General features: G+C 70.3%; 24 protein-coding genes. 7 read left to right on the top strand and 17 right to left on the bottom strand.

Annotation, left to right across the window (positions count from 1 at the left end):
- Positions 1-3: 3 nt before the first annotated feature.
- Together QE388_RS04555 and QE388_RS04550 are read right to left on the bottom strand one after the other, a co-directional pair.
- Positions 4-1,416 (bottom strand): NAD-dependent succinate-semialdehyde dehydrogenase, encoded by a 1,413-nt coding sequence (locus tag QE388_RS04555; protein WP_307383327.1) that lies wholly within the window; start codon positions 1,414-1,416, stop codon positions 4-6.
- Between the two features lie 27 nt (positions 1,417-1,443).
- Positions 1,444-2,877 (bottom strand): CitMHS family transporter, encoded by a 1,434-nt coding sequence (locus QE388_RS04550; protein WP_307383324.1) that lies wholly within the window; start codon positions 2,875-2,877, stop codon positions 1,444-1,446.
- Between the two features lie 92 nt (positions 2,878-2,969).
- Between QE388_RS04550 and QE388_RS04545 the strand changes: the two genes are divergently transcribed.
- A complete protein-coding gene (locus QE388_RS04545) occupies positions 2,970-3,671 on the top strand; it encodes a GntR family transcriptional regulator (RefSeq protein WP_307383322.1) in 702 nt (233 codons plus the stop codon).
- Here the strand turns inward: QE388_RS04545 and QE388_RS04540 are convergent.
- Positions 3,668-3,976, bottom strand: a complete 309-nt coding sequence (locus QE388_RS04540; RefSeq protein WP_307383321.1) for an antibiotic biosynthesis monooxygenase — start codon at positions 3,974-3,976, stop codon at positions 3,668-3,670. The genes QE388_RS04545 and QE388_RS04540 overlap by 4 nt on opposite strands.
- Positions 3,977-4,049: 73 nt before the next feature.
- Here QE388_RS04540 and QE388_RS04535 point away from each other — a divergent pair, with 73 nt between their 5' ends.
- The 3 genes from QE388_RS04535 (at position 4,050) to QE388_RS04525 (ending at position 7,030) form a co-directional block, all read left to right on the top strand.
- Complete coding sequence (locus QE388_RS04535) at positions 4,050-5,168, top strand: Ldh family oxidoreductase (protein WP_307383319.1); 1,119 nt, start codon at positions 4,050-4,052, stop codon at positions 5,166-5,168.
- A 292-nt stretch (positions 5,169-5,460) separates the two neighbouring features.
- On the top strand, positions 5,461-6,213 hold the full coding sequence (locus tag QE388_RS04530; protein ID WP_307383317.1) for a histidine phosphatase family protein: 753 nt from the start codon (positions 5,461-5,463) through the stop codon (positions 6,211-6,213).
- On the top strand, positions 6,197-7,030 hold the full coding sequence (locus QE388_RS04525) for an ADP/ATP-dependent (S)-NAD(P)H-hydrate dehydratase (RefSeq protein WP_307383316.1): 834 nt from the start codon (positions 6,197-6,199) through the stop codon (positions 7,028-7,030). The genes QE388_RS04530 and QE388_RS04525 overlap by 17 nt, the downstream gene beginning before the upstream one ends.
- Before the next feature lie 68 nt (positions 7,031-7,098).
- Here the strand turns inward: QE388_RS04525 and QE388_RS04520 are convergent, their stop codons facing one another.
- The 5 genes from QE388_RS04520 to QE388_RS04500 all read right to left on the bottom strand — a co-directional run bounded on the left by QE388_RS04520 (position 7,099) and on the right by QE388_RS04500 (position 11,430).
- Positions 7,099-7,617 carry a GNAT family N-acetyltransferase gene (locus tag QE388_RS04520; RefSeq protein ID WP_307383314.1) on the bottom strand — a complete coding sequence of 173 codons (519 nt, stop codon included), beginning with the start codon at positions 7,615-7,617 and terminating at the stop codon, positions 7,099-7,101.
- A 615-nt stretch (positions 7,618-8,232) separates the two neighbouring features.
- The gene (locus QE388_RS04515) at positions 8,233-9,510 is read right to left on the bottom strand and encodes a M20/M25/M40 family metallo-hydrolase (RefSeq protein WP_307383311.1); all 1,278 of its coding nucleotides are present in this window, start codon (positions 9,508-9,510) and stop codon (positions 8,233-8,235) included.
- Between the two features lie 3 nt (positions 9,511-9,513).
- Entirely contained in the window at positions 9,514-9,864 is a 351-nt protein-coding gene (locus QE388_RS04510) for a carboxymuconolactone decarboxylase family protein (RefSeq protein WP_058598107.1), read from the bottom strand.
- A 246-nt stretch (positions 9,865-10,110) separates the two neighbouring features.
- Complete coding sequence (locus QE388_RS04505; protein WP_307383305.1) at positions 10,111-10,818, bottom strand: SDR family NAD(P)-dependent oxidoreductase; 708 nt, start codon at positions 10,816-10,818, stop codon at positions 10,111-10,113.
- Positions 10,819-10,920: 102 nt separating this feature from the next.
- Entirely contained in the window at positions 10,921-11,430 is a 510-nt protein-coding gene (locus tag QE388_RS04500) for a hypothetical protein (protein ID WP_307383303.1), read from the bottom strand.
- A 148-nt stretch (positions 11,431-11,578) separates the two neighbouring features.
- Here QE388_RS04500 and QE388_RS04495 point away from each other — a divergent pair, with 148 nt between their 5' ends.
- Together QE388_RS04495 and QE388_RS04490 are read left to right on the top strand one after the other, a co-directional pair.
- On the top strand, positions 11,579-12,529 hold the full coding sequence (locus QE388_RS04495) for an alpha/beta hydrolase (RefSeq protein ID WP_307383301.1): 951 nt from the start codon (positions 11,579-11,581) through the stop codon (positions 12,527-12,529).
- Positions 12,530-13,025: 496 nt separating this feature from the next.
- A complete protein-coding gene (locus tag QE388_RS04490) occupies positions 13,026-14,402 on the top strand; it encodes an amidohydrolase family protein (protein ID WP_307383300.1) in 1,377 nt (458 codons plus the stop codon).
- 113 nt (positions 14,403-14,515) lie between these two features.
- Here the strand turns inward: QE388_RS04490 and QE388_RS04485 are convergent, their stop codons facing one another.
- From QE388_RS04485 to QE388_RS04450, 8 genes are all read right to left on the bottom strand, one after another.
- The gene (locus QE388_RS04485) at positions 14,516-14,887 is read right to left on the bottom strand and encodes a hypothetical protein (protein ID WP_307383298.1); all 372 of its coding nucleotides are present in this window, start codon (positions 14,885-14,887) and stop codon (positions 14,516-14,518) included.
- Positions 14,888-15,015: 128 nt separating this feature from the next.
- Positions 15,016-16,227 carry an MFS transporter gene (locus QE388_RS04480; protein ID WP_307383297.1) on the bottom strand — a complete coding sequence of 404 codons (1,212 nt, stop codon included), beginning with the start codon at positions 16,225-16,227 and terminating at the stop codon, positions 15,016-15,018.
- Positions 16,228-16,267: 40 nt separating this feature from the next.
- On the bottom strand, positions 16,268-17,047 hold the full coding sequence (locus QE388_RS04475) for a creatininase family protein (RefSeq protein ID WP_307383294.1): 780 nt from the start codon (positions 17,045-17,047) through the stop codon (positions 16,268-16,270).
- Positions 17,044-18,372 carry an FAD-binding oxidoreductase gene (locus QE388_RS04470; RefSeq protein WP_307383292.1) on the bottom strand — a complete coding sequence of 443 codons (1,329 nt, stop codon included), beginning with the start codon at positions 18,370-18,372 and terminating at the stop codon, positions 17,044-17,046. Before QE388_RS04470 ends, QE388_RS04475 begins: the two co-directional genes overlap by 4 nt.
- A gap of 265 nt (positions 18,373-18,637) precedes the next feature.
- Positions 18,638-19,816 (bottom strand): ABC transporter substrate-binding protein, encoded by a 1,179-nt coding sequence (locus QE388_RS04465; RefSeq protein WP_307383291.1) that lies wholly within the window; start codon positions 19,814-19,816, stop codon positions 18,638-18,640.
- 131 nt (positions 19,817-19,947) lie between these two features.
- A complete protein-coding gene (locus tag QE388_RS04460; protein WP_058595186.1) occupies positions 19,948-20,838 on the bottom strand; it encodes an ABC transporter permease in 891 nt (296 codons plus the stop codon).
- Positions 20,835-21,611: an ABC transporter ATP-binding protein gene (locus QE388_RS04455; RefSeq protein WP_206542529.1), complete on the bottom strand. Its 777-nt coding sequence runs from the start codon at positions 21,609-21,611 to the stop codon at positions 20,835-20,837. Before QE388_RS04455 ends, QE388_RS04460 begins: the two co-directional genes overlap by 4 nt.
- Positions 21,612-21,636: 25 nt before the next feature.
- Positions 21,637-22,902 carry an amidohydrolase family protein gene (locus QE388_RS04450; RefSeq protein WP_307383289.1) on the bottom strand — a complete coding sequence of 422 codons (1,266 nt, stop codon included), beginning with the start codon at positions 22,900-22,902 and terminating at the stop codon, positions 21,637-21,639.
- 266 nt (positions 22,903-23,168) lie between these two features.
- Between QE388_RS04450 and QE388_RS04445 the strand changes: the two genes are divergently transcribed.
- A complete protein-coding gene (locus QE388_RS04445; RefSeq protein WP_307383287.1) occupies positions 23,169-23,864 on the top strand; it encodes an IclR family transcriptional regulator in 696 nt (231 codons plus the stop codon).
- Between the two features lie 3 nt (positions 23,865-23,867).
- Here the strand turns inward: QE388_RS04445 and QE388_RS04440 are convergent, their stop codons facing one another.
- Positions 23,868-25,280 carry an aldehyde dehydrogenase family protein gene (locus tag QE388_RS04440; protein ID WP_275798275.1) on the bottom strand — a complete coding sequence of 471 codons (1,413 nt, stop codon included), beginning with the start codon at positions 25,278-25,280 and terminating at the stop codon, positions 23,868-23,870.
- Positions 25,281-25,327 lie beyond the last annotated feature (47 nt).

Below are 25,327 nucleotides of genomic sequence, written 5' to 3'. Positions count from 1 at the left end.
GAGTTACTCGCCGATCTTCTCGCCGGTGGTGGGGGCGGGGGCTTTCGCGGGCCCGATCCACATGGTCTTGACGTTGACGAACTCCCGCAGCCCGTGGATGCCGAGCTCGCGGCCGTAGCCGGACGCTTTGATGCCGCCGAAGGGCAGGCGAGCATCGGAGGCGACCATGCCGTTGACGAACACCGCTCCCGCGTCGATTTCTCGCACCAGGCGCCGGGCGAGGTCGAGGTCTCGGGTCCACAGGGCGGCACCGAGGCCGTACTCGGTGTCGTTGGCCAGTTCGATCGCGTGCGCGGTGTCGCGTGCGCGGATGATCGCCGCAACAGGACCGAACGTCTCTTCCTCGAACGCGGTGTCGCCCGGGCGGACGTGGTCGATGACCGTGGGCGGATAGAAGAACCCGGGACCGTCGAGCGGAGCCCCGCCGAGCTTGAGCACGGTGTTCTCGTTCTCCAGTGTCCGCAGCACCTGCTGATGCAGGTCGTCGCGCAGGTTCGCCCGCGCCATCGGCCCGATGTTCGTGTCGTCCTCCATCGGGTCGCCGACCTTCAGCGCCGAAGCATGTTCGACGAAGGCCGCGACGAACTCGTCGGCCACCGCCTCCTCGACGATGAAGCGCTTGGCGTTCACGCAGCTCTGCCCGACGTTGGTGAACCGCGCCTTCACCGCCACCTTCGCCGCCTCGGCGATGTCGGCGTCCGCGAGCACGATGAAGGGGTCCGACCCGCCGAGCTCGAGCACCTGCTTCTTCAACGCGGTGCCTGCCTGCGACGCCACGATCCGGCCCACCTGCGTCGAGCCCGTCAGGGTGACCGCGGCGATGCGGTCATCGTCGATCAGCGCCTTCACGTCGCCGGCATCGATGAGCACGGTCGTGCACAGGCCCTCGGGGGCGCCGGCCTTGCGAACGATCTCCTCGACCGCGAGCGCCGCCTCGGGCACGTTGTTGGCGTGCTTGAGGAACGGCGCGTTCCCGGACGCCAGCGCGGGGGCGGCGAAGCGGAAGAACTGCCAGAACGGGTAGTTCCACGGCATGATCGCCAACACCACCCCCAGCGGGTCGAACACCACCGCGCTCTCGCTCGCGTTCGAGTCCACCCTCTCGTTGGCGAGGAACTTCGGCGCGTGAGCGGCGTAGTAGTCCAGCGTGACCGCGCACTTCTCGATCTCTGCCCGCGACTCGGCGATGGGCTTGCCCATCTCGCGCGTGATGATCTGCGCGTACTCCTCGCTGCCCTCGCGCAACACCTCCGCGATGCGGCTCAACAGCGCCGTGCGCTCCTCGGCGGGGGTGCGCCGCCATGCGCGCTGAGCGGCAGCGGCCGCGGCCAGCTTCTGCTCGACCTCGTCGGGGGTGTGCAGGTCGAAGGATGCGACGACCTCTTCGGTCGCGGGATTCACCGAGGTGATGGCCATGGTGGTGCCTTTCTGTGATGCGGGGATTCAGAAGAGGGGGTAGGCGATGAAGCCGCCGACGGCGAGCATGACCAGCGCGACGATCGTGCCGCGCCAGATCACCTTCTTGAAGTGCTCTCCGAGGTTGACGTTCGCGAGACCGATGAGCAGCAGGAACGACGCCACCAGAGGGCTCGACTGATGCAGGGCCTGACCGACGAGCGAGGCACGCGCCATCTCGACCGGTTCGATACCGAAGTGCCCTGCGGTCTCGGCGAGGATCGGCAGGACCCCGAAGTAGAACGCGTCGTTGGTCATGATGAAGGTCAACGGAATGCTCAGGATGCCGGCGATCACCGCCATGAACGGTCCGAGCACGGGCGGGATGACGCTGACCAGCCAGGCGGCCATCGCCTCGACCATTCCGGTGCCGCTCATGACACCGGTGAGTACGGAGGCAGCGAACACCATGCCGACGACCGAGACGATCGAGGAGGCGTGCGCTTTGATCTGCGCGGACTGTTCCTGAACTCGCGGGAAATTCACGACCAGCGCGAGGGCGGCGGCGACGAGGAAGATGACGACCGGCTCCGTGATGTCCATGACGAGGGTGGTCATGACGGCGAGAGTGAGCACCAGGTTGAACCAGATGAGCTTCGGGCGGGCGTTCGGCCGGTCGAGGATGTTCTTGCCCTCGTCGTCGACGGGAACGGCGAAGTTGTTGGTGACGACCACCGAGGAGTTCCACGTCGGAGCGGCGTTCTCCTGAGCGCTGCGGTCTCGGAACCGACGCGAGGAACCGGCCCGGATCTCTTCGCCGACGGCATCCGCTCGTCGGAGGAAGCCCGGGGACTCGGTCAGTTCGAGACGGCCGAGGCGCTTCGTTTCGGAGCGGCCCATCAGGTAGGCCAGGACCAGGACAGCGCCGATACCCGCCGCGATCGAGGGGATCATCGGCACGAAGATGTCGATGGGCGACACGTTCAGCGCAGCGGCCGCACGTGCGGTCGAGCCGCCCCACGGCACGGTGTTGAGCACGCCGTTCGACATCGCGGCCACCACGGTGAGGATCACCGGGCTCATGCCGAGACGCAGGTAGATCGGCAGGAATGCCGAGGTCACGATGATGAATGTCGTCGATCCGTCGCCGTCGAGCGACACGATCGACGTCAGAAGCGCGGTGCCCACCACCAGCCGCGTGGGGTGGTTGCCGACGAAGCGCAGGATGAGCCGGATCAACGGGTCGAACAGGCCGACGTCGATCATCGTGCCGAAGAACATGATCGCGAAGAACAGCAACCCGGCGGTCGGCGCCAGCTTGAGGAACGACTCGATGATCATGTCGCTCAGGCCCAGACCCGCGCCGGTGAACAGCCCGAAGATGATCGGCACGAGGATCAGCGTGGCTATGGGCGTGGCGCGCTTGGTCATGACCAGTGTCATGAACACCGCGATCATCGCGAAGCCGAGTACTACGAGCATCGTCGCTCCTTCGAGTGTGTGGGAGGTGGCGGCGGTGCCACTCCTAAGAGTTATACACGTGGGTATACCTGTTGGACAACTATGCTGGTCGTATGGTCGAAGAAATGGGCACCTGGCGGGGAAAAGCCGACAGGGTGTACGCGCAGCTTCGCCACGACATCGAGACGGGCGTGTTCGCGCCGGGCCAGGCCCTGTCGGAGATCGAGCTCTCGACGCACACCGGCGCCTCGCGCACGCCGGTACGCGAGGCCATCCGCCGCCTCGCGGCCGAGGGGCTCGTGGACCTCGAGCCGCGGCGCGCCCCCACCGTGTCTCGGATCTCGCTGCGCGGCGCACGCGCGCTCTTCGACTTCCGCCGGCTCATCGAGCCCGAGGCCGTGCGGGCGGTGGCGCAGAAGGCCGAGACGAATTCCGCCCTCCGGGACGATCTGCTCGCCCTCCTCGACGCCTTCCACGCGATGCGCGGGGTCCCTTACGACGAGACGTTCGCGGAGCAGTTCCGTCGAGCGACGGCGGAGTTCGACCGCATCGTCGCCCTTCACACGCCCAACAGCTACCTCGCCCGCGCCATCGCGGATCTGCGTCCGCATAGCGCCCGGCTGCGCTACATCGCGCACGGCGACCGGTCCCGCCTGCAGGAGTCGGTGAACGAGCACATCGCCATGTGCACCGCCATCATCGACGGCAACCCCGACGCAGCTGCCGCGGCGATGACGACGCACCTGCATCACGTGGACCAGGCGATCTTCCGGCAGCTCCTAGGGGGCGAAGCCGGAGAGATCCTGGTCTCCTAAGCGCGCTCGGCGAACAGGCGCCGGCCTTCGGTGATGGTCTGCGAGCCCGGCACCACCGTCTCGGCGACGGCCGCTTTCCACGCGCCGTAGTGCGCCGCGCTCCGGTGTTCGACGACGAACGCCTCCCGATCGCGGTAGATCTCGTAGAACGCGAAGCGCTGGCGCTCGGGGTCGAGTTCGATCACATCGAACGAGAAGCACCCGGGCTCATCACGTACGGTCGCCTCCGCATTCGCCGCGATCGCGCGACGGAACTCCTCCACCTTTCCCGGAAGCACTTCCAGTTCGACCCAGACGGCGTGCATAGCTCCTCCTTGGAGATGATGATCGCCTCGTAGTGTATACCTGTAGGTGTACACCGCTTCCGAAAGGCAGATCATGGTTGCTCAGCCTGCGCACCCCGATACCCTCACCGCGACGCCCGATTCCGCGGCCTCCACCGCCGCGGCATCCGGGTCGACGCGCGTCGACCCGACGGCGCTGCGCGCGTTCGCGCGCGACGTCTTCGAGAGCGTCGACGTCCCCCGCGCCGACGCGGAGCTCGTGGCCGACTCCCTCGTCGCCGCCGACGAGTGGGGTCACCAGTCGCACGGCGTCCTGCGGCTGCCGTGGTACCTCGAGCGACTCCGCACCGGCGCCATGCGCCCGGTCGCCGAACCCACGACCGTCGTCGACACCGGTCCGATGCTCATCCTCGATGGCCACGACGGCATGGGTCAGGTGCTCACCGAACGCGCCCGCATCGAAGCCGTGCGTCGCGCGAAGCAGCACGGCGTCGGGCTCGTGGGCGTGCGCAACTCCAACCACTTCGGCACGGCGATGTACTTCACCCGCCGCGCCGCGCACGACGGCTGCGCCGCCATCCTCACCACGAACGCCTCGCCCGCCATGGCCCCGTGGGGCGGGCGCGAGAAGCGACTCGGCACGAACCCCTGGTCGATCGCCGCCCCCTACGGCGACAAGGTCGTGGCGGTCGATATCGCGAACACCGCCGTCGCGCGCGGCAAGATCTACCTCGCGCGCCAGAAAGGCGAGCCCATTCCCGACACCTGGGCGCTCACCCCCGAGGGCGCACGCACGACGGATGCCGCTGAAGCGGTGCACGGGGTGATCCTGCCCATGGCCGGGCACAAGGGGTACGCGATCACCTTCATGATGGACGTGCTCTCGGGCGCCCTGACCGGCAGCGCCGTCGGGACCGGCGTGCACGGCCCGTACGAACCGAACGCGCGCAGCGGTGCCGGACACATGTTCATCGCCATCGACGTCGAGACCGCCGCGGATGTGGAGCACTACCGCGCCAGTGTCGCCGCGCTTGTCGACGAGGCGAAGTCGGTGCCGCTGGCGCAGGGCCATTCCGAGGTGTTCTACCCCGGCGAGCTCGAAGATCGCTCCGCCGAGGCCGTCGCAGCCGCGGGAGGACTCATCCTGCCCGAACAGACCGTGCAGGACCTCCGCCGTGTGGGAGCGGAACAGAACATCTCGCCAATCGTGTGATCTGGGCCCCCAAGACTTCCCTCGAACGTGCTGTTGCAGTCCGCCCTCGAATGTCGGCGCGGAGAGGACGAAGGAGACCTGGTTCTTCGAGAGCACGGTAGACGAGCAGGACGCCGGTCACGTCTTGTCGTTCTCCCGCGCCTCGCGCGCGGAACGCACGCCGACCTGCTACGCGACAGCGAGCTGTACCGGTGCCTCGTGTCGGCGCTCGACGTCCGGGGAACGTCGGAGGGGACCTCGTGCCGTGTCAACGCCCCTGCGCGGGGCGACTTCGTCGACCTAGCGTGACGCCATGACCGTCACCCGACTCCTGCTGGTCCGCCACGGCGAGAGCGAGGGCAACGTCGCCGCCTCGAGAGCGGAGCGCGAGGGCTCGCCCACGATCGACCTCGACGTCCGCGACGCCGACGTCGCCCTCTCGCCGACGGGGGAGGATCAGGCGCGGGCGCTGCGCACGTGGTGGGAGGGCGCGGGACGCATCGACGAATACTGGGTCTCGCCGTACCTCCGCGCGCGGCAGACCCTCGCGCTCGCGGTCGACGACACGGCGCTCTCGACCCGCACGCGCGTCGACGACCGGCTGCGCGACCGGGAGCTCGGCATCCTGGATCTGTTGACGTCACGCGGGGTGCGGGAGTTCCACCCCGAAGAGGCGGCGCGGCGGCGCCATCTCGGCAAGTACTACCACCGGCCACCCGGGGGCGAGTCGTGGGCCGATGTCGCTCTGCGACTGCGGTCGTTCCTCGGCGAGAACCTCGAACGCCCCGACGGCACCGTGATGGTCGTCGCGCACGACGCCGTCGTGATGCTCATCCTCGCGGTGCTGCTGCCCCTCGACGAGACCGAGCTGCTCTCCTTCGCTGCCGAGAACACCGTGCGCAACGCCTCGGTGACCGAACTCGTCCGCGGTGGGCTCGTCCGCGGTGGGCTCGTCCGCGGCGAGAGCGGGTGGCAGCTCACGACGTTCTCGTCGGTCGAGCACCTCGCCGTCGAGGGCGCCGACATCACCGTCCACTCGGGAGAAGACGATGGCCTCGAGCACTGAGAACGTCACGCTGTCGCTGCTGCGCGCCTGGGGCCTCCCTGAACCCGGCGGGTCGAAGAAGTCGCGAGGCCAGGTCGTCGTCGTGGGCGGCTCGACCCGGTCACCGGGCGGTGTCCTGCTGTCGGCCGAGGCGACGCTGCGCGTGGGCGCGGGCCGCGTCGGTCTCGCCGTCCCCGTCGACATCGCGCCGCCGCTCGGACCGGCGATTCCGGAGGCCGGCGTCTACACGCTCCCGGCCGGGTCGCAGCCGCTCGACGAGCACCTGCGTTCCGCGGTCGAGTCCGCCGATGCGGTTCTCCTCGGGCCCGGTTTCGATGATCCGGATGCCACTCGCGCGGCGCTCCTCGCCGTCGCCGACGCGGATATCGACAGGCTCGTGCTGGATGCCTTCGCGCTCGGCATCCTGCCCGATGTGGACCGCGGCATCCTGCCGGACGAACTCATCATCAACGCGAACGAAGAAGAAGCGGCGCTGCTGCTCGGGCGCGATCTGGGGGACGACCGGGTCGCCGATGTCCGCGAGATCGCCGAGCGCTTCTCGGCGGTGGTGCACTGCTTCGCGACCGTGGCCACCCCGGACGGACGGGCATGGCGGGCCGAACCCGGAGGGTCGGGCTTGGGGACGGCCGGGAGCGGCGACGTGCTGGCGGGCGCGATCGCCGGCTTCGCCGCCCTCGGCATGGAACCGGAGCGCGCGGCGGTCTGGGGTGGCTGGACGCACGCGCGGGCGGGCGACCGGCTCACCGAACGCATCGGCATCGGGTTCCTCGCGCGCGATCTGCTGGCGGAGCTGACCGCGGTCGTCCACGACAGCTGAGCTGTCGACGGTCTTCGCCTTCATCCGGACCCGAGTCACCGCCGCTCCCCCGCGACGTTCGTCGCCGCTCAGAGCTCGAACCCGAAAGCCCGCAGGTCGAGGAACCGCCCCGGCTCCACCTCGACCGGGTGCTCCCGCTCGGTCAGGCGCCGGAACCCGAGCTTGAGGTACAGCGCATGCGCGCCGATCATCTCGGGGCCGCTGTTCATGACGACCCGCCGCGCTCCCCGAGCGCGCGCGAGATCGATGACGTGGCGGGTGAGTGCCTCGCCGACCCCGCGACCGCGCGCCGAGGGGGCCACCGCCAGCTGGCGGAAGTCGAGTTCGCCGTCGCGCGCGAGGGGTGACAGCCGTTCCCCGGGTCGCGGGACCCACACCGTGCCCACGATCTCGCCCGAGGCGTTCACGGCCACCCACACCTCGCCGTGAGCCAGGCGGCCGGCGACGTCGGCGAGCGAGGCGACGTAACTCTCGGTGAGCCCGTCGTAGCTGTGGCGGTAGGCCTCGACGGTCACGCGACCGGCCTCGGCGAGCTCGTGTGACTCGACCGGGCGGATGGTCAGCGTCGATGGGGTCGCGGGGGTCATGGCATCCATTCTTCTCGAGGGGCGAGATCGACTTTCTCGGCAGCCTGTGGCGCGGCGACGGGGCGGGCGGCGGGGGCCGGCGCGGTGGTGGTCATGGCGTGCTCCTCGAGCGGCGGATCGGCGGTGAAGCCGGTGGGTGCCCGAGACGCTAAGCCGGGGTTCTGTCGCTCGCGAGGCTCCGTTTCACACGTCGCAACCGTCTGCCACGCTCCGCAAAGGTCCGCCTCGCGGGGTAACACGCTGGCGTCACGGGGTCGCTCGCGCTACCGCGCGCTCGAGGTCGCTGCACATGTCCCGTCAGAGGTCCCTGAGCTTGTCGAAGGGACCGGTGGCACCGGGGTCCGGGGGCTTCGATAGGCTCAGCCCCCTGGTGCCGGGCGTCGGAGGTCGTTGAGCGTGTCGCGTCGGAGGTCCCTGAGCTTGTCGAAGGGACCGGTCGCACCGGGGTCCGGGGGCTTCGACAGGCTCAGCCCCCTGGCGCCGGGCGCTCGAGGTCGTTGAGCGTGTCGCGTCGGAGGTCCCTGAGCTTGTCGAAGGGACCGGTGGCACCGGGGTCCGGGGGCTTCGACAGGCTCAGCCCCCTTCGCGCTGACCGTCAGCTCGACCGGACCGCCCTCACGCCTCCCGCAGTACCCGCGCCGTCACCCGTGCGCCGAAGAGCAGCGCCTCGACCGGCACCCCTTCGTCCGCCGCGTGGAACTGCCCGAACACGTCGAAGTCGGCGGGCACGCGCAGCGGCACGAAGCCGTACCCGCGGATCCCCAGCTCGGCGAGGTGCTTGTTGTCGGTGCTGGCCGGCAGCAGATACGGCACGACCGTGCCGTCAGGGTCCTCGGCGGTGATGGCATCCTGCAGCACGCCGATGATCGGGGCGTCGACCGGTGCTTCGATCGCGGGCACCGCGCGGGCCCACGTGACCTCGATGTCGGGGCCGACGAGGGCTTCGATCTCGTCGCGGAGCGTGTCGTCGTGCCCCGGCAGCATGCGGATGTCGAGGCGAGCGGATGCCGTCGAGGGGATGACGTTCGTCTTTCCCCCGGCCTCGAGCACGGTGGGTGAGACGGTGTGGTGCATTCCCGCGTCGATGAGGGATGCCGTGAACCCGAGGTCGTCGGCATCGCCACCCGCTCGCGCGTAGACGTCGAGGAAGCGGTCGAGGGTCGCCGTCCGCACCACGGGGAACCGATGCTCGCCGATCGCGACGACCGCGCGCGCGAGGCGCACCACGGCGTTGTCGGCGGTGGGGCGTGAGCCGTGCGCCGCATGCCCGCGCGCCGTCAGGGTCGCCGAGGTGACGCCCTTCTCCGCGGTCGCCACGAGGTACGCGCGACGGTCGCCGGGGAGCGGGATCGAGAACCCGCCGACCTCGCTGATCGCCTCGGTCGCCCCCGCGAAAAGCTCGGGGCGGTGGCGGACGATCCAGCGCGCACCCCACACGCCCCCGGCCTCCTCGTCGGCGAAGAACGCGAAGATGAGGTCGCGGCGCGGGATTATGCCCTCGCGCCGGAAGGCCCGGGCGATCGCGAGCAGCATGCCGGCGAAGTCCTTCATGTCCACGGCTCCGCGACCGTAGAGGATGCCGTCGTGGATCTCGGCGCCGAACGGCGGATACGTCCAGTTCTCGGCCTCGACCGGTACGACGTCGAGGTGGGCGTGGGCGACGAGGGCACCGGCATCCGGATCCGACCCGGCCAGGCGCGCGATCACGCTCGCCCGCCCCGGAACGGGTTCGACGAGGGTCGTCTCGTAGCCCGCGTCTTCGAGCTGCGCCTGGACGAAGAGCGCGGCGCGCGTCTCGCCGTCGCCGATCGTCGAGGCCTCGCCGGTGTTGACGCTGTCGATGCGGATCAGGGCGCGGACGAACTCCAGCGCCTCCGCCTCCAGGGGCGACACGCGTCAGTGCTCGTGGGGACGGGCGTCCTCGCCGAGCTTGAAGGCGAGGCGGCCGTGCGCGTAGCCGCCGCCCGCGCGGATGGCGGTGGCCACCCAGGCCGCCTCTGCCAGTTCGGCCTCGGTCGCACCGGCCTTCACCGCGTTCTGCGAGTGCCCGTCGATGCAGTACACGCACTGCGTGGTGATGCCCACGGCCAGCGCGATGAGCTCGCGGTACTTCAGCGGGATCGCGCGCCCTTCGGGAGCGAAGACGGCCTGATCGAACGCGGCGAACGCGGCGAGGATGTCGGGCGTCTCGGCCTTGTAGACCTTCGTGTAGGTCTTGTCGGCGGTGCGGTCGAAGTACTCGGACATGTGCTCTCCAGGTCGAAAGGGCGGGACGGATGCCAAGCCCCACCGTAACCATCGCCCTCCGACGCGCCTCGGCCGCCGTCACGCGCGGTCACACGCGACCGGCCCGCGCGAAAGTCCTGAGAAATCGCGCGGCGGCGGCGGCCCGTGGTGCAGGAGGGGTCGGCGGACTCGAAATCTCAGGAGTTTCGCTCGCACCCGCGCCGGCACCCCGTGTCCGCGCGCGCTGCCCGTGTCCGCGCCGGGTCCTCAGTGCATGACCATCCCGCCGGTGACGTTGATCGCCTGGCCGGTGAGGTAGCTCCCGGCCGGTGAGGCGAGGAAGTGCGTGACCCCGGCCACGTCCTCGGGGATTCCGAGCCGGCCCAGCGGCGACTTCGCGCTCCACGCGGCGATGTCGGCCTCCGAGCGGGTGTCGGCGCCCATCTCGGTGAGCACGTACCCGGGGCACACCGCGTTGACGGTGACGCCGTGGCATCCCCATTCCTGCGCGCCCGCGCGCGTCAGCGCGACGACCGCGGCCTTCGAAGCGGCGTAGTGCCCCTCGCCGCCGCCGCCCTGCTTCGCAGCCATGCTCGCGATGTTGACGATCGCGCCGCGGCGGGCATCGAGCATCGACGGGGCCACGGCCTGCATCGTCACGAGAGTGGCGCGGGCGTTGATGTCGAGCACGCGATCCCAGTCGTCGACCGTGATGTCGAGCAGCGAGACGTGCTGGAAGATGCCCGCGCAGTTCACGAGGACGTCGACGCCGCCGAGCACCTCGATCGCCTCGGCGACCGCGCGCCGCGTATCGATCGGGTCGCGCAGGTCGACGGTGACGAAGACGGATGCCGACTCCTCGGCGGGGGCGCGACGGTCGAGGACCGCGACACGGGCGCCGTCGTCGAGGAAGCGTTCGACGATGGCGGCGCCGATGCCGCCCGAGCCTCCGGTGACGATGACGCGGTGGGACACGGTGCTCCTCTCTCCGGACGTCGGGTCGCCCTGCGGCGTCACGGTACGCCCCGCGTCGTACGGCGTCGCGACGGTGCTGTTTCGGCGGCGTAACGCCGCTCGCTAGGGTCGCCCCGCGCCGAGGAGACCCCACACCGCGGCGACGTCGACCTCGAGGCGCGCGTCGGTGCCACGTGACCGCCAGGCGTCGCGATCGAAGACGTACGCCCGCTCGACCTCGAGAACGTACAGCCGCTTCGTCGGCACCGCGAGCACCGCTGCCACTTCGGCATCGAGCGCGTCGGCGGGAGCCGCGTCCCGGGGGAGCCGCGCGGCCAGGACGGCTCGCACGGCCGGTTCCGTGGCATCCACCTCCCGGGCCGAGAACGCCAGCTGCACCCCGTCGGCATCGGTGATCGCCGCCGAGGAGTCGTAGACGACCCCGGATGCTACGCGCGACGCCGCGATCGCCCGGGCGTGGCGCGACCCGAGGTCGGACTCGACGTACAGGCCGCGGGGAAGGAGCCGGTACTGCGCGGCCGCTGTCCACGGGCCCTCGACGTCGGCGGTTCCGATGACGACGAAGCGCTGCGCCGCGAGGATCGCCGCCGCGCGCTGTTCCGGAGAAGACATGCGGTCATCGTCCGGGGCGCGGGCGACGCCGGTGTTTCCGCGGCGTAACGCTTGGTCGTCGGCGTCGGGCCGGTGGCATCCGGGGTCTTACGCTCGGGGCATCGCCGCCCGCGTGCGCGGCATCCTGATACCCGCCGGAAGGACCCCCGTGATCGACGCCGTGCATCCGGCCATCACCGACCCGCACGTGCGGGCGCACCTTGCGCGGCTCGCGGCGCAGGCGGGAACCATCCCGTCCGGTGCCACGGATGCCGACGGCGACGACGCCGCGCGCATCGCGGAGCTCCGCGCGAACCCGTCGTGGGTGCGGCTGCCCGACGACGAGGTCGTCGAGTCGCGAGATCTGGATGCCGACGGCCTCGCGCTGCGCCTCTACCGGCCCCGCGCGGGCCACCGCGGGACGCTCGTCCTCGCCCACGGTGGCGGCTGGGTCGCGGGCGACCTCGACAACAACGACGCGCTGTGCCGCGCGCTCGCCGCCGCGACGGGGACCCAGGTGCTGAGCGTCGACTACCGGCTTGCGCCCGAGCATCCCTTCCCAGCCGGGCTCGACGACTGCGAGCGGGCGTTGCGTTTCGCCGCCTCGGGGGCCGAAGGGCTGATCGACCCCGCGCTGCTCGGGGTCGCCGGGCACAGCGCGGGGGGCAACCTCGCCGCCGCGCTCGCCCTGCGCTCGCGCGAGGGTCGGGCTCCCGGCATCCGGGTCCAGGTGCTGCTGTGCCCCGTGCTCGACGCCCCCGACCCCGAGCGCCCCAGCTACCGCGCGCACACCGAGAACCTGCCGCTGACCGCGAAGGGCATGCAGTGGTACTGGGGGCTGTACGTGCAGGATGCCGCGGGCGCGGTGCCCGTCGAGGCGGCGCCGTTGCGCGCCGCCGTCGTCGATGGATCGGCGCCGGCGGTGATCGTCGCGGCGAGCGTCGACCCGCTGTCCGACGAGGCCGAGGAGTACGCCGGGCGGTTGGCGGCATCCGGAGTCCCCGTCGAGTTCGTGCGGCGCGCGGGTGTGCCGCACCTGTTCCTGGTGTTCCCGTCGACGCCCGCGCGCGACGAGGTCCTCGAGGCGATCGCGCCCGCGGTGCGTCGCGCCTTCGCGTGATCTGCGGCGCGCGTAGGGCGACGCGCCGCCGCGCGCGTTCGGCGTCGGCTGGACCGTGTCCCACTTTGTGCAGTCCCAGGGGTGCTGGGCCGCACATATTGGGACATGGAGAGCCACCGGTGCTCACGGCCGCTGAGCCGACCCGCGTTGGCTGCACCGTGTCCCACTTTGTGCAGCCCCAGGGGTGCTGCGCCGCACATTTTGGGACATGGAGAGCCACCGGTGCTCACGGCCGCTGAGCCGACTCGCGTCGGCTGGACCGTGTCCCACTTCGTGCAGCCCCAGGGGTGCTGAGCCGCACATTTTGGGACATGGAGAGCCACCGGTGCTCACGGCCGCTGAGCCGACCCGCGTTGGCTGCACCGTGTCCCACTTTGTGCAGTCCCAGGGGTGCTGAGCCGCACATATTGGGACGCGGCGCGACGAAACCGTCACGCAAACGCTCCGCCGCACGCTTGGAACACCGCGGAAACACGCGATTGTTACCGTCATCAACATGTCGCTCCTGGTCACCAACGCACGCCTCATCACCGTCCCCGCGGGCACCGACGACCCCGGATACATCGAGCGCGGCTACATGCTCGTCGAAGACGGACGCATCTCCGCGATCGGTGCCGGTGACCCTGCCCCGGATGTCTCCGCGGACGAGGTCCTCGACGTCGACGGCAAGTTCGTCGCCCCGGGATTCGTCTCCTCCCACAGCCACCTCTTCACGAGCGGCTCGCGCGGACTCGGCGTCGACCAGACGCTCTACGGCTGGTGCACCTCGATGTTCAGCGTGCTCAACAACGCCTCGCCCGACCAGATCTACTGGGCGACCCTGCACGGTTCGCTCGACTTCCTCGCCAACGGCGTGACCACGGCGTACAACTTCACCGACCCGCTCCTGCCCTGGGAGCCCATGGTCGACGGCAAGCGCGCCGACGGCGGCGGACAGCTTCGCGATCACGCCTGGCACACCCGACAGGCCGACGGATGCCATGACGCCGGGCTCCGCTTCGTCGACTCCATCGCGCTCGACGCCACCGTCGGCACCGACGACGAGATCTTCGCCCGGTTCGAGGCATCCCTCGATCACGTCCTGGCCATGGACCCCGACATCGCGCTCGGCGCGTCGATCATGGGGCAGGTGCAGTGGTCGACTCGGCCGGATGCCGCTGAGATCGAGGTCGCGGTCATGGACCGCTTCGGCGTTACCAACCAGGCGCACTTCCTCGAGACGTACGAGGCGATCGAGCACCAGCAGACGAAGTTCCAGCTGTACAAGAACGCCGGAGCCCTGCGGCCGGGCATGATGTTCGGGCACTTCATCCAGACGACGCCCGAGATCATCGCGGATGCCGCTGCCGGCGGCGCGAGCATGTCGTGGCAGCCCGCGTCGAACGGGCGTCTCGCGTCCGGCATCGCGCATGTGCCCGAGATGCTCGACCTCGGCATGAAGGTCGGCATGGGCCTCGACGACCAGGCCTGCACCGACGTCGCCGACCCGTGGCAGAACATGCGCATGGGCATGTTCATGCAGCGCGCACGCACCCACGACCCGCTGTCGATGATGCCCGAGCGGGTCCTGCGCCTGCACACCCTGGGCGGCGCCGAGATCATGGGCGTCGACGACCGCGTCGGCAGCCTCGAGGTCGGCAAGTTCGCCGACTTCGTGGTGGTCGACCCGCGCACCCCCGACATCGGTCCGCTGTGGAACCCCGTGCGCAGCTACGTGCTCGCGTGCGGCACGCGCAACCTGAAGCAGGTGTACGTCGGGGGCAAGCTCGTGAGTCAGGACGGCGTCTCGACGAACCCGCTCGCGGTCGAGGCATCCGAGGTCCTGCACACGCAGCTGCCCGCCCTGGCTGACGAGTTCGGCGTCATCCTCTAGCCCCGCGGCCCCCGCCCGCGCCGGCTTCCCTCAACTTGAGTGTCCAAGACACCCGGACGTGTCGCGGCACCTTCCCGGGTGTTTTGGACACTCACCGAACGAGGACTCGCGCTTCACAGGCCGAACTCGGCCCGCACGTCGGCGATGTCACCCAGCTCGTCGCGGAGCCGGGCGACGAGTTCCCGGCCCTCGGCGATCCACCGGTCGAGGTCGGGCACCTCCTCGTCGAGGTCCCGGTTCTGCCAGTGGTCGTTCCACGCCACGAGCCGGTCCTGCAGCTCGGACGAGAGGGGCAGGACGTCGCGTTCGAACGGGTAGTTGTCCGTGTAGTTCTCCCAGAGGGGGAGGCAGCTGATCCACTCGGGGAAGACGCGGATGAGCCGACGACCGTCCTCGAGCCGTGGCGGTGTGGTGGACGTCAGCGACCGTTCCTGCCAGCTCCAGTGCGCCAAGCGCGCTCGCTGTTCCTCGGTCTCGGGCTCCATGACAGCCACGGTACGCGTCGTCCGCCCGCCGCCGCGCGTGTCCGGTCCCTTCGACAGGCTCAGGGACCTCGGTGGCGGCAGGGGGTCTCGGTCGTGCGCGGTGGCTGAGCCCGTCGAAGCCTCCGCCCCTACCGCCGCCGTGCCCGCAACAACGCCTCACCTACCGCGGCGATCGCCGCCGCGAGAGCCAGCGACACCGCGATCGTGACCAGGGCAGTCGCCGGGCCCGTGGCATCCAGGGCCGCTCCCGCGATCACCCCGCCGATCGGCACGCCGAGCGACATCGCGGCGGTCGGGTAGGCGAGCGTCTCGGTCACACGCCCCTCGGGTGCCCGCGCGGACGCGACCAGGATGCCGGACACCATCACCGGCGACACCGCGAGGCCCAGCAGCAGGATCACGCCGAACAGCACGGGCGCCGAGCCCTGCGCCACGGGCAGGCCCGCGGCGACGACGGCGGCCAGCGCCGCGAAGCCGATGTATCGAGCGGCGGGCGACAGCTTCCATGCGCGAGCGCCCGTGATGACCGAGCCGATGGCGATGGCCACCGCCAAGGCGCTGAACGCCGGGCCCGCGAGCCACGGCCGTTCGCTCAGCTCGGCCCAGCCGACGAGGCTGACGTCGAAGGCGCCGAAGACTCCGCCGAGGGCGATGCACGCGATCGCCACCGGGATCACCCCGGCGGGCGGAAGCACGAGACCTCGGCGCGGCCCGCGCGGGGTCGCGACGGGCTGCGTCCCTCGCTGCGACGCGAGCCACACCCCGCCGACCACCCCGAGCCCGAGCGAGCCGAGCATCGCCACGGCGGGATCGATCGCGGCGGCGACCGCCGTGATCGCGGGCGGACCGGAGATGAAGACCATCTGATCGGCGATCGTCTCGAGCGCGAGCGCGGCGGTCCGCTGCGACTCGGGCGCCAGGACCGTCCACCGCGCCCGCACGGCCGAGGTCAGGTCGGGAGTCGACGCCCCGGTCACGAACGCGGCGACGAGCCACGTCCAGAACGGTGCCCCCGCGAGCACGAGGGCGAGGAATCCGGATGCCGCGAGCACGAGGCATCCGAGAGACACCAGGATCACCCGCGCCTGGCCGTGCCGATCCATGCGCGACGACCAGAGCGGCGCCGCGACTGCCATGCCGCCGACCAGCGGCGCGACGACGAGTCCCGCGGAGGCGAAGCTCCCGGTCACCGCCGACACCAGAAGGATGATGCCGAGCGACAGGGTCGCGCGCGGGAAACGGGCCAGGATGCCCGCGGCGACGAAGCTCCGCGCCCCGGGCAGGCGCAGCACCTGCCCGTAGGCGCGAACCCCCTGACGCGTCTCGGCGGCGGCGCTCACGCGCGCGCCGCCGAGCCCATCGCGTTCGGCGTCACGGCGCTCACGCCGTGTAGTCGAATCGGCTGATCTCCTCGAGGGCTTCGACGACGAACGACACGCTGTCCTCGAACAGCTGCGCCCCGTGGGCGGCGTTCGCCCCCGTGGGGTCGCCGAGCACCCCCGTGGGACCGAAGTCGTTCGACAGCCAGCCGAAGGTCACGGGTTTGCCGTTGAAGCCGATGTGCCGGAAGTCGCCGATGTGCGCCGGCACCGTCGCTTCGAATTTCGACGCGTCGACGAGCTCGGGCCGCAGGTGCATGATCATGCTCGTCTCGCCGTGGCCGGCGTGGATGCCGGTGCCGTGCTCGTCGGGGCCGCCGTCGGTGCCGTCGAACGAGGGCACGCGCGCGGCGGGCATGAAGAACGTGCGCAGGCCGAAGCGGCGGCGCAGCTCGCGGTTCGCGACGTTCAGCAGCGCGACGTTGCCGCCGTGCCCGTTGAGGAACACGAGGGTGCGGGCGCGCGTGGTCAGAAGCGACCGGCCGATGTCGACGATCGTCTGCATCATCGTCTCGGGCGTGAGCCACAGCGTCCCGGGAGCCCAGGAGTGCTCGTCCGACTTCGTGATCGACAGGGTCGGCAGCTGCCAGACGTCGAGGCCCTGGGCCGCGGCCCGCGCGACGGCGGCCGTCGCCGAGGCCTCGGCCACGATGGCATCCGTCGCCAGGGGCAGATGCGGACCGTGGTGCTCGATCGCGCCCGTGGGCAGCACGATGATCGACTTCTCGGTGAGGGCCTCGGCGGCGGCGGGGCCGCTCAGCTCGGCGAGCAGACGGCTCAACGGATCGCTCCCTTGCGGGCGCCGGTGTACTCGGGGTTGAGCTTGCCGGGGTTCAGCAGGCCGTTCGGGTCGGTCACGCGCGCGGTCTCGACCGTCTGCTCGACGTTGAAGTCGACGTTCCACTGGTGGGGGTTGTGCACGCCCACACCGATCGCGTTGAGCGCGGCGATGCCGCGATACACGTCCTCCTCGCTCACGTAGGGGGCGGCGAGCATGCCGATCGGGTGCTGCTTCGTCGACTCGATGTGGAGCTTCCCGCCGGGGAACACGGCCTCGACCGCCTCGACGTTCTCGCTCAGCGGCATCCCCGCCACTTCGAGGTGGAAGACCTCGTGCGGCTGGCTCTTCTGGTACCACTCGATCGGGTGGTTGTAGCTGAGCATCGACAGGCGGATGCTCGCCTGGGGCCCCTCGCGCACCGCCTCGACGCGCCCGCCGGCGCCCTCGATGATCGCGGTCACGGTGTCGATCTGGGCGGCATCCAGGATCACGCGAAGACTCGACCGGCCCTCGGGGATCGCCTCGTCGGCGGGAAGGGATGCCGAGATGTCGGGGCCGTCGCCCGACACGAGGCGCGGCGAGGGGTCGAGGTTGCCGATGGTCTGCAGCACCGACAGGGTGCCCGAGAAGTCGGGGAAGCTCGCCCAGAGCCCGCGCCACTCGCGCAGCGGCTCGAGGCGGACGGTCGCGCGGACGATGACCCCCGCGGTGCCGTAGTTGTGCACGTACTTCTGGGCCTCGTCGCCCTCGACGTGGTGGATCTCGGCGCTGCCGTCGGCGTGCACGACGTCGAGGGCGGCGACGAAGCCGCGGTCGTTCGATCCGTAGGCGATTGAGCCGGTGCCGCCGGAGCCGCCCGAGAGGAAGCCGCCGATGGTGGACTGCGCGGTCGAGGGGTACATCCAGAGCGCCTGCCCGCTGGCCCACGCGGCCTGCTCGAGCAGCACCATGGGGGTGCCCGCCTCGGCGGTAATGAAGCCGTCGCCGACCTCGACGATGGCCTTGGCGCGGGTGGTGTCGATGACGAGGCCGCCCTGCATCGGAATGGCCTGACCGTAGTTGCCCGTGCCCTTGCCCCGCACGGTGATCGGGACCCCGTGACGGGATGCCGCGGCCACGGCCGTGGCGATCTGCTCGGCGTCCGCGGCGAAGACGACGAGATCGGCCAGCCCGAGCGGGAGCTGTGCGGCGATGATCGGCGACATCGGGGAGCCGTCGACGCTCGCGCGCTCGCGCACGCGCGGTTCGGTGCTGACGGCTGCGGGGCCGAGCAGGTCGAGGAGCTCGTCCTCGAGGGAGAGGACGCGGGTGGCGGTGTCGCTCATGGGTGTTTCTCCGGGTGGAACGGGGACGTGGGGTGTGTGGTTCCGGTCCCTTCGACGGGCTCAGGGACCTGGGTTTCGGGGGTGGGCGCGGTGCCCGGTCCCTTCGACGGGCTCAGGGACCTGGGTTTCGGGGGTGGGCGCGGTGCCCGGTCCCTTCGACGGGCTCAGGGACCTGGGTTTCGGGGGTGGCTGAGCTTGTCGAAGCCACCGGGGTGGACCAGACCGAGGCGGCCCGGCCCGCACGAGGCGGGCCGGGCCGGACGGGTCAGAACGAGATCGAGGTGTCGATGAACTCGTTCGTGTAGAGGTCCTTCGCGGTCTCACCCGACGCCGGCGGGGTGCCGAGGTCGGTGTAGACCTTCGCAGCCTTCGTGTAGAAGTCCGCGAAGCGGGCGTCGTCGAAGTTGCCGTAGGTGGAGTCGGTGCCGTTGCCGACCAGGCCGAGGTCGACCTGCGTCTTCACCGAGTAGTCGGCGACGCCCTGCGTGTAGGTCCAGCCGGTGGCGTACTCGTCGACGAGCTTGAGGATGAGGTCGTTCGCGGCCTTCGGGTCCTTGTAGTACGCGACGCCCGCCTTCTGGAGAACGGGGACGAGCTTCGAGAGGCACGGTGACAGCTTGTCGAAGTCGTCCTTCTTCACCGACATCGACGACTGGTAGGTCTGCCATCCCGCGTCGTGGATCAGGGCGAACTTCACGGGCTTGCCCCAGGCCGAGACCTCGTTCTGGTACACGTACGGCTCAGCCGAGGCGAAGCCCTGCTGCATGTCCTTGCCGCCGGCGGCGACGAAGTTCGACGGGGTGCCGTCGTACGAGCCGTCGAGGATCGAGGCGTTGGCCAGGCCCGCGCTCTTGAGGTACTCGATGTACGCGGAGCCGTCGAAGTAGCGCCACACGCCGCCGTTCTTCTCGAGCGCCGGAGCGACGTCTTGGATGGTCTTGACGTCGGGGTAGGTCGCGGGGTCCCACATGACCATGGTCGGGCTGATGTCGAGCGGCGCCATGACGGCCTTGGTGGGGGTGGTCGCCGAGAGCTGGATGGCCTCGTCCGTGCTGACGTAACCGAGGGTGATCTTGTCGTCCTGGTACATCTGCGCCGAGACGGTCTGGAAGCCGATCGCGGGGCCACCGGCGCGGATCTCGAGGTTGACGCCGGTGTACTCGCCGTCGGCCATGAGGGGGCCGGTGACCGACTTGGTGTTCGCGTCGATCGTGTAATCGTCCTTGATCATCTCGTAGAGGTGACCGTGCTCGGCCTCGGGGTTCCAGTCGGTCTGGACCACGATCGTCGAGGGGCAGTCGGCCGAGAGGTCGACCGAGCCGATGGGCATGTCGGTCGCCGGCGCCGCCTGCTCCGCGGCGCTCCCGGCGCACGAGGTGAGCGTGAGGGCGATCGCGAAGGCACCGGTGGCGGCGGTGGCGCGAAGAAGGGTGGAGCGCTGCATGCTGGGTCGCTTTCTGTGACGGATGGAACTCGGGTGCGGAAGGTGAAGCAGGTGCGGGGTGTTTCCGGGTACGCCGGATGCCGCCTCCTCGCTCGTGACGAGGGGGGAGGCCGTGGCATCCGGGGTCTGGGTCAGCGCGTGCTGTCGTACCAGCGGCCGACGGCGACCTTCGACAACCAGCCGAAGAACGCGAAGATCGCCACGCCGAGGAGGCACGCCGCGAGGATCGCGGCGAACAGTTCGGCGCTCTGCAGGCGCGACTGGTAGTTCGAGATGAGCGAGCCGATGCCCGGCTCACCGCGGCGGAAGAAGTAGTCGCCGACGATCGCGCCGATGACCGAGAGGCCGGCCGAGGTGCGCATGCCCACGAAGATCGAGGGGAGGGCGGCGGGGAGCGTGAGCTTGGTGAGCACCGTCCACTTGTCGGCCTTCTGCAGGCGGAAGAGCTCGCGCTGCGACTTGTCGACCGACTGCAGACCGAACAGCGTGTTCGACACCATCGGGAACAGCGCGATGAGCACGCAGACGATCACGCGGGCGAGGAACTCGTAGCCGAACCAGAAGCCCACGAGCGGCACCAGCGCGAGGATCGGGATGCACTGGAGCATCACGGCGTACGCGTAGGTGGACCGCTCGACCCAGCGCGCCAGCGACATCGCGATGGCCCACCCGATGCCGATGATCATGGCGATCGCGAGACCCGTGAGGGCGACGCCGGTGGTGCGGAACAGCGAGATCCAGATGTCGGCGCCGACCTGCGGGTCGAAGAAGCCCTGCGTGAACATCTCGTGGGGCATGGGCATGAGGAAGCCCTTGCCCGACGCCGCGAGGGCGATCGAGACGCCGTACCAGGCGCCGAGCAGGACGACCAGCACGCCGAGCGGCGGCAGGATCGACGCGGCGCGGGCGCCGAAGCCGCGACGACGCGCGGGCGTGCTCTTCTTCGGCGGAGTGGGCGGAGGAGTGGATGCCGTGGGCTCGGGCGACAGGGCGGCGACCGGCTCTGCAGAGGTGGTGCTCATGAGTGTCCTTCCCGAAGGGCGTGGGAGACCTCGCCGACGAGCTTCGCGTACTCGGCCGTGTAGCGGATCTCGGGGTCGCGGGGCATGTCGAAGGGGATCTCGAAGGTGTCGACGAGGTGGCCGGGGCGACCCGACATCACGACGACTTTGGTGGAGAGGTAGATGGCCTCGGAGACCGAGTGGGTGATGAAGAGACCGCCGAACTTCTGCTCGACGAAGATCTTCAGCAGCTCGTCGTTCAGGCGTTCGCGGGTGATCTCGTCGAGCGCGCCGAACGGCTCGTCGAAGAGGAAGAGTTCGGGGTCGAGGGTGAGCGAGCGGGCGAGCGAGGCGCGCATCTTCATACCGCCCGACATCTGCTTGGGCAGGTGCTTCTCGAAGCCCTTGAGCCCGACGAGGTCGATCGCCCACTGGGCTTTCGGCGTGCGGACGCGCTTGGGCTGCCAGTTCAGCTCGGCCAGCAGCTCGACGTTGGACTGCACGTCGCGCCAGGGCAGGAGCGTCGCGTCCTGGAAGACGTAGCCGATGCGGTCGGTGTTGACGGTCGCGGTGCCCTCGCTCGCGGTCTCGAGACCCGAGGCGATGCGCAGGAGCGTCGATTTGCCGCAGCCCGAGGGACCGACGACGCTGACGAACTCGCCGCGACCGACCGTGAGGTCGACGCCGGAGAGGGCGGTGGTGCCGTTGGGGAACGTCATGGCGACGTTGCGGAAGTCCAGCAGGGGCGCGGTCGGATCCGCGATGTCTGCGGGAGCGGGAGAGGCCAAGGTCACGGGGGCGCTCACTTTCCGGTCGGGTTCAGGGAGTCGTCGCGGGTGCGGCGGCGCGGGAGGGTTCGGTGGGCAGGGGAGTGGCGGTTCGGGTCGAGACGGTGGTGCGGCTGACGAGCCGGCCGCGGTGGACGACGACGCGGTCGGCCGAGGCGAACGCCACGGCCTCGCCGATCGAGTCGGCGCGGACGGCGACGAGGTCGGCACGGTATCCCGGCACGGGTCCCGCCGCGGGCAGGCCCATCACGTCGCGCGCGCCGACGGTCACGGCATCCATCGCCTCCGTCGGGGCGAGGTGCCCCGCCGACACGAGCAGCGACGCGGTCTCGAGGTGATCGCAGCGACCGACGGGGTTGAAGGGATCGCGGACGTTGTCCGCCCCCGCGGCGACGCGGACGCCCGCGGCCTTGAGGCGGGCGATCGGCGCGATTCCGCGGGGCACCGCGTGATCGGCATCCCATCCCTGCAGGTACAGGTTGGTGATGGGCAGCGCGATCACGCCGATGTCGGCGACGCGGATCTGTTCGGCGAGCTCCGCGAGATCGGTCGCGGGCATCATGCTCAGGCGCACGCAGTGGCCGGCGCTGCGGGGGCGATGCCAGCCGGTCACCGCGCGGGCGTAGGTCGCGAGGGTGTCTGCTCCGGCGAGGCTCTCGTCGGTGTGCAGGTCGAGGCCGACGTCGCGGCGACGGGCGAGCGCGATGAGGCGCTCGAGGTCGGCGATCGGGTCCTCGGCGAGGTGGGGCGCGCCGCCCACGAGGTCGACGCCCGCGTCGAGCGCGGCCTCGAAGACGTCGTCGGTGATCGTGGGTCCGCCGAGGGCGACGAGCTCGATGTCCATGAGGCCCGCGAGTTCGTCGCGCAGACGGACCATCGCGCGCACGCCCGTGAGCGGGTCGTCGCCGCGAAGCAGGTCGACGTGGGTGCGCACGGACGTGATCCCGGATGCCAGCATCCGCAACGCCGTGGCGCGGGCCCGACCGAGCGTCTCGTCCTCGTCGAGTGCGACGGCGAAGGCGTGCCAGCTCTCGATCGCGCGCTCGAGGTCGCCGAACGGGGGCTGGATGGCATCCCACGACAGCGCCTTGTCGAGGTGCGCGTGCGGCTCGGCGCCGGCGGCGGTGACGAGGTAGCCGGTGAGGTCGAGGGTCTCGCCGTCGGTCTCGGGGAGCGGGCTCCCCGCCGGGACGACCGCGAACACCTCGTCACCGTCGAGCGCGATGTCGACGAGCGCGCCGGAGGGCAGGCGCGCACCGCGGAGCGCAGCGATCGAGACGGGTGGAGCGGCAGACACGGGGGCCTCCGAGGAGTCGGGTAGACGAGCGTCGAGACGGGAGCCACGGCATCGGGGCGGGTCGCCTGGGGCGGCCGGCCAGTGTTGGTGTGACCAACATCCGGCGATGTTCCGATGCTAGGAACCACGCGTTTCCGCTGTATTTCCTCGGCGTGACCCTCGTGACAAACCTTTCTCGGGTCCACATCCAGGCGATGCCGCGATGTATGTCTCCTTCGCGCACGTTGCCTCGCCGGGGCCGTCGGCGTCACCGATAGCCTGAGGCGGTGTCTTCCTCCGGCAGTCCGACGATGCGTTCGCAGACGCTCGGGCGTGCGCTCGACGCGCTGCAAGTGCTCGCGGACGGCCGGCCCCGCTCGAGTCACGAACTCGCGGAGGCCCTCAGCATCCCGCGATCGAACGTCTATCGCATCCTGCGCACCTTCGAGGATTACGCCTTCGTCACCCGCACGACGGACGGTCGCTACACGATCGGTCTGGGGCTGGCGGCGTTCGCGGACGCAGGACTGCGCGAGGGCGAGGTGCGCATCGAAGAGGTGCTGACCGAGCTGGCGAACGAGACGAGTTCGACGGCGATCCTCTGCATCCCGCAGCGCGATGACGTGGTGGTCCTGTCCTCGGTGCGACCGGCGGCGTACTCCGCGTCGGTGGCGATCCGGCGCGGGACGCGTCTGCCCGCGGCCGACGGCGCGCCGGGGATGGCGATCCTCTCCCTCGGGCCGGCTGAGCCGTACGAGGCCGACGAGATCACCCTGGCGCGTTCGCGGGGTGTCGTCCACACCAAGGGCTCTCCCTTCCCCGGCTTCGAGTCGGTGGCCTCTCCGGTCAGGATCCGCGACGGACAGCTCGCGAGCGTCGCGATCGTCTTCCCCCACGCCACCCGGCCGCTGGCCGACTCCGTCGAAGCCCTGCTCAGAGCGGTTCAGCGCCTGGGGCGGACCTTCGACGTCTGGACGGACTGACCGTCACCCGCTGATGACTTGGGGCTCCGCCACCGCCTTCAGCCCTTCGAGCCCGAACTCGCGACCGTATCCGGATTGCTTCGCCCCGCCGAAGGGTACAAGCGGGTGCAACCCGCCGTGCGAGTTGATCCAGACCGTCCCCGCGGTGAGGCGCGCGGCGACCTCGAGGGCCCTGCTCCGATCCGGGGACCAGACGGAGGCGCCGAGGCCGTACTCCAGGGCGTTCGCGAGACCGATGACATCGTCGAGGTCGGTGTAGCGGATGATCGGCAGCGCCGGACCGAACTGCTCCTCCACGACGAGGCGCTCCCGGGGGTCGATGTCGGCGATGAGCGTGGTGGGGTAGAAGTTCCCCACGGCGTCGCGGTCCGGATCGCCTCCGAGCACCACGCGTGCGCCCGAGGCCTTCGCCGCCTCGACCAACTCGTCGACGATCGTGAACTGCGCCCGGTTCTGCAGCGGCCCCAGCACGTTCGCCTCGTCCAGTCCGCGCCCCATGGGCACGGCTGCGGCGACTTTCGTCAACTCGTCGACGACCCGATCGTAGATGTCGTCATGGACGTAGAGGCGCTTCAGCGCCGCGCACGTCTGACCGGTGTTGATGAAGGCGCCCCAGAAGAGGTCCTCCGCGATGACCGCCGGGTCGACGTCGGGGAGGACGATACCGGCATCGTTCCCGCCGAGCTCGAGGGTGAGACGCGTGACGTTGGCGGCGGACGCCTCGATGATCTTCTTGCCGACGGCCGTGGAACCGGTGAACATCACTTTGCTCACCTTCGGACTGCGCACGAGCGCGTCTCCGACGGTTCCGCCCGAACCCGGGACGGCGATGAGTACATCCTCCGGGAGGACGGTGTTCATGACCGCGACCAGTGCCAGCACCGAGAGGGTCGTGGTCTCCGCCGGCTTGAGGACCACGGTGTTGCCCATCCGCAGAGAGGGCGCGATCTGCCAGATCGAGATCATCATGGGCCAGTTCCACGGGGAGATCGCGCCCACGACGCCGAGGGGGCGGTAGTGCATCTCGGCCCTGCCCGTCTCGTCGTCGACGATCACCTCGACCGGGATCTCGGTCTCGGCCGTCGCGCGGAGCCAGGCCACGCAACCTCCGACTTCGAACCGTGCGTTCGGCCCGTTGAGGGGCTTTCCCTGCTCCCGCGAGAGCAGCTCCGCGAGCGCCTCGGCGGATTCCTCGATGGCGTCGGCCGCCCGGTGGAGGAAGCGACGACGTTCGGCGTCGGGGAGAGAGGCCCACGCCGGCTGCGCCTGCGCCGCGCGATCCACGCTTTCGTGCAGCTCGGCGACGGTCATCGGGCGGAAGGATCCGATGGTCTCGCCGGTCGCAGGGTCGAGGGACGCGATCCCGCGTCCGGTCTCGTCCACGACGAGATCCAGGAGATGAGAAGAGGTGAACATCAGTGCCTTTCGTCAGGGGTGGCCCGTCGCCCGGAGTTCGGGGACGG

This window comes from Microbacterium sp. SORGH_AS_0969 (assembly GCF_030818255.1).
GTDB lineage: Bacteria > Actinomycetota > Actinomycetes > Actinomycetales > Microbacteriaceae > Microbacterium.
Note: the sequence above shows the minus strand (reverse complement) of the source record. Positions and strands in the feature narration are given on the sequence as shown.

Excerpts from the sequence above, each read along its gene's own strand:
- QE388_RS04460 (WP_058595186.1), bottom strand. The coding sequence starts at position 20,838 with ATGAGCACCACCTCTGCAGAGCCGGTCGCCGCCCTGTCGCCCGAGCCC.
- QE388_RS04530 (WP_307383317.1), top strand. The coding sequence starts at position 5,461 with ATGACCGTCACCCGACTCCTGCTGGTCCGCCACGGCGAGAGCGAGGGC.
- QE388_RS04490 (WP_307383300.1), top strand. The coding sequence starts at position 13,026 with ATGTCGCTCCTGGTCACCAACGCACGCCTCATCACCGTCCCCGCGGGC.
- QE388_RS04535 (WP_307383319.1), top strand. The coding sequence starts at position 4,050 with ATGGTTGCTCAGCCTGCGCACCCCGATACCCTCACCGCGACGCCCGAT.
- QE388_RS04485 (WP_307383298.1), bottom strand. The coding sequence starts at position 14,887 with ATGGAGCCCGAGACCGAGGAACAGCGAGCGCGCTTGGCGCACTGGAGC.
- QE388_RS04500 (WP_307383303.1), bottom strand. The coding sequence starts at position 11,430 with ATGTCTTCTCCGGAACAGCGCGCGGCGGCGATCCTCGCGGCGCAGCGC.
- QE388_RS04465 (WP_307383291.1), bottom strand. The coding sequence starts at position 19,816 with ATGCAGCGCTCCACCCTTCTTCGCGCCACCGCCGCCACCGGTGCCTTC.
- QE388_RS04555 (WP_307383327.1), bottom strand. The coding sequence starts at position 1,416 with ATGGCCATCACCTCGGTGAATCCCGCGACCGAAGAGGTCGTCGCATCC.
- QE388_RS04540 (WP_307383321.1), bottom strand. The coding sequence starts at position 3,976 with ATGCACGCCGTCTGGGTCGAACTGGAAGTGCTTCCGGGAAAGGTGGAG.
- QE388_RS04525 (WP_307383316.1), top strand. The coding sequence starts at position 6,197 with ATGGCCTCGAGCACTGAGAACGTCACGCTGTCGCTGCTGCGCGCCTGG.
- QE388_RS04440 (WP_275798275.1), bottom strand. The coding sequence starts at position 25,280 with ATGTTCACCTCTTCTCATCTCCTGGATCTCGTCGTGGACGAGACCGGA.
- QE388_RS04550 (WP_307383324.1), bottom strand. The coding sequence starts at position 2,877 with ATGCTCGTAGTACTCGGCTTCGCGATGATCGCGGTGTTCATGACACTG.
- QE388_RS04470 (WP_307383292.1), bottom strand. The coding sequence starts at position 18,372 with ATGAGCGACACCGCCACCCGCGTCCTCTCCCTCGAGGACGAGCTCCTC.
- QE388_RS04510 (WP_058598107.1), bottom strand. The coding sequence starts at position 9,864 with ATGTCCGAGTACTTCGACCGCACCGCCGACAAGACCTACACGAAGGTC.
- QE388_RS04545 (WP_307383322.1), top strand. The coding sequence starts at position 2,970 with ATGGTCGAAGAAATGGGCACCTGGCGGGGAAAAGCCGACAGGGTGTAC.
- QE388_RS04520 (WP_307383314.1), bottom strand. The coding sequence starts at position 7,617 with ATGACCCCCGCGACCCCATCGACGCTGACCATCCGCCCGGTCGAGTCA.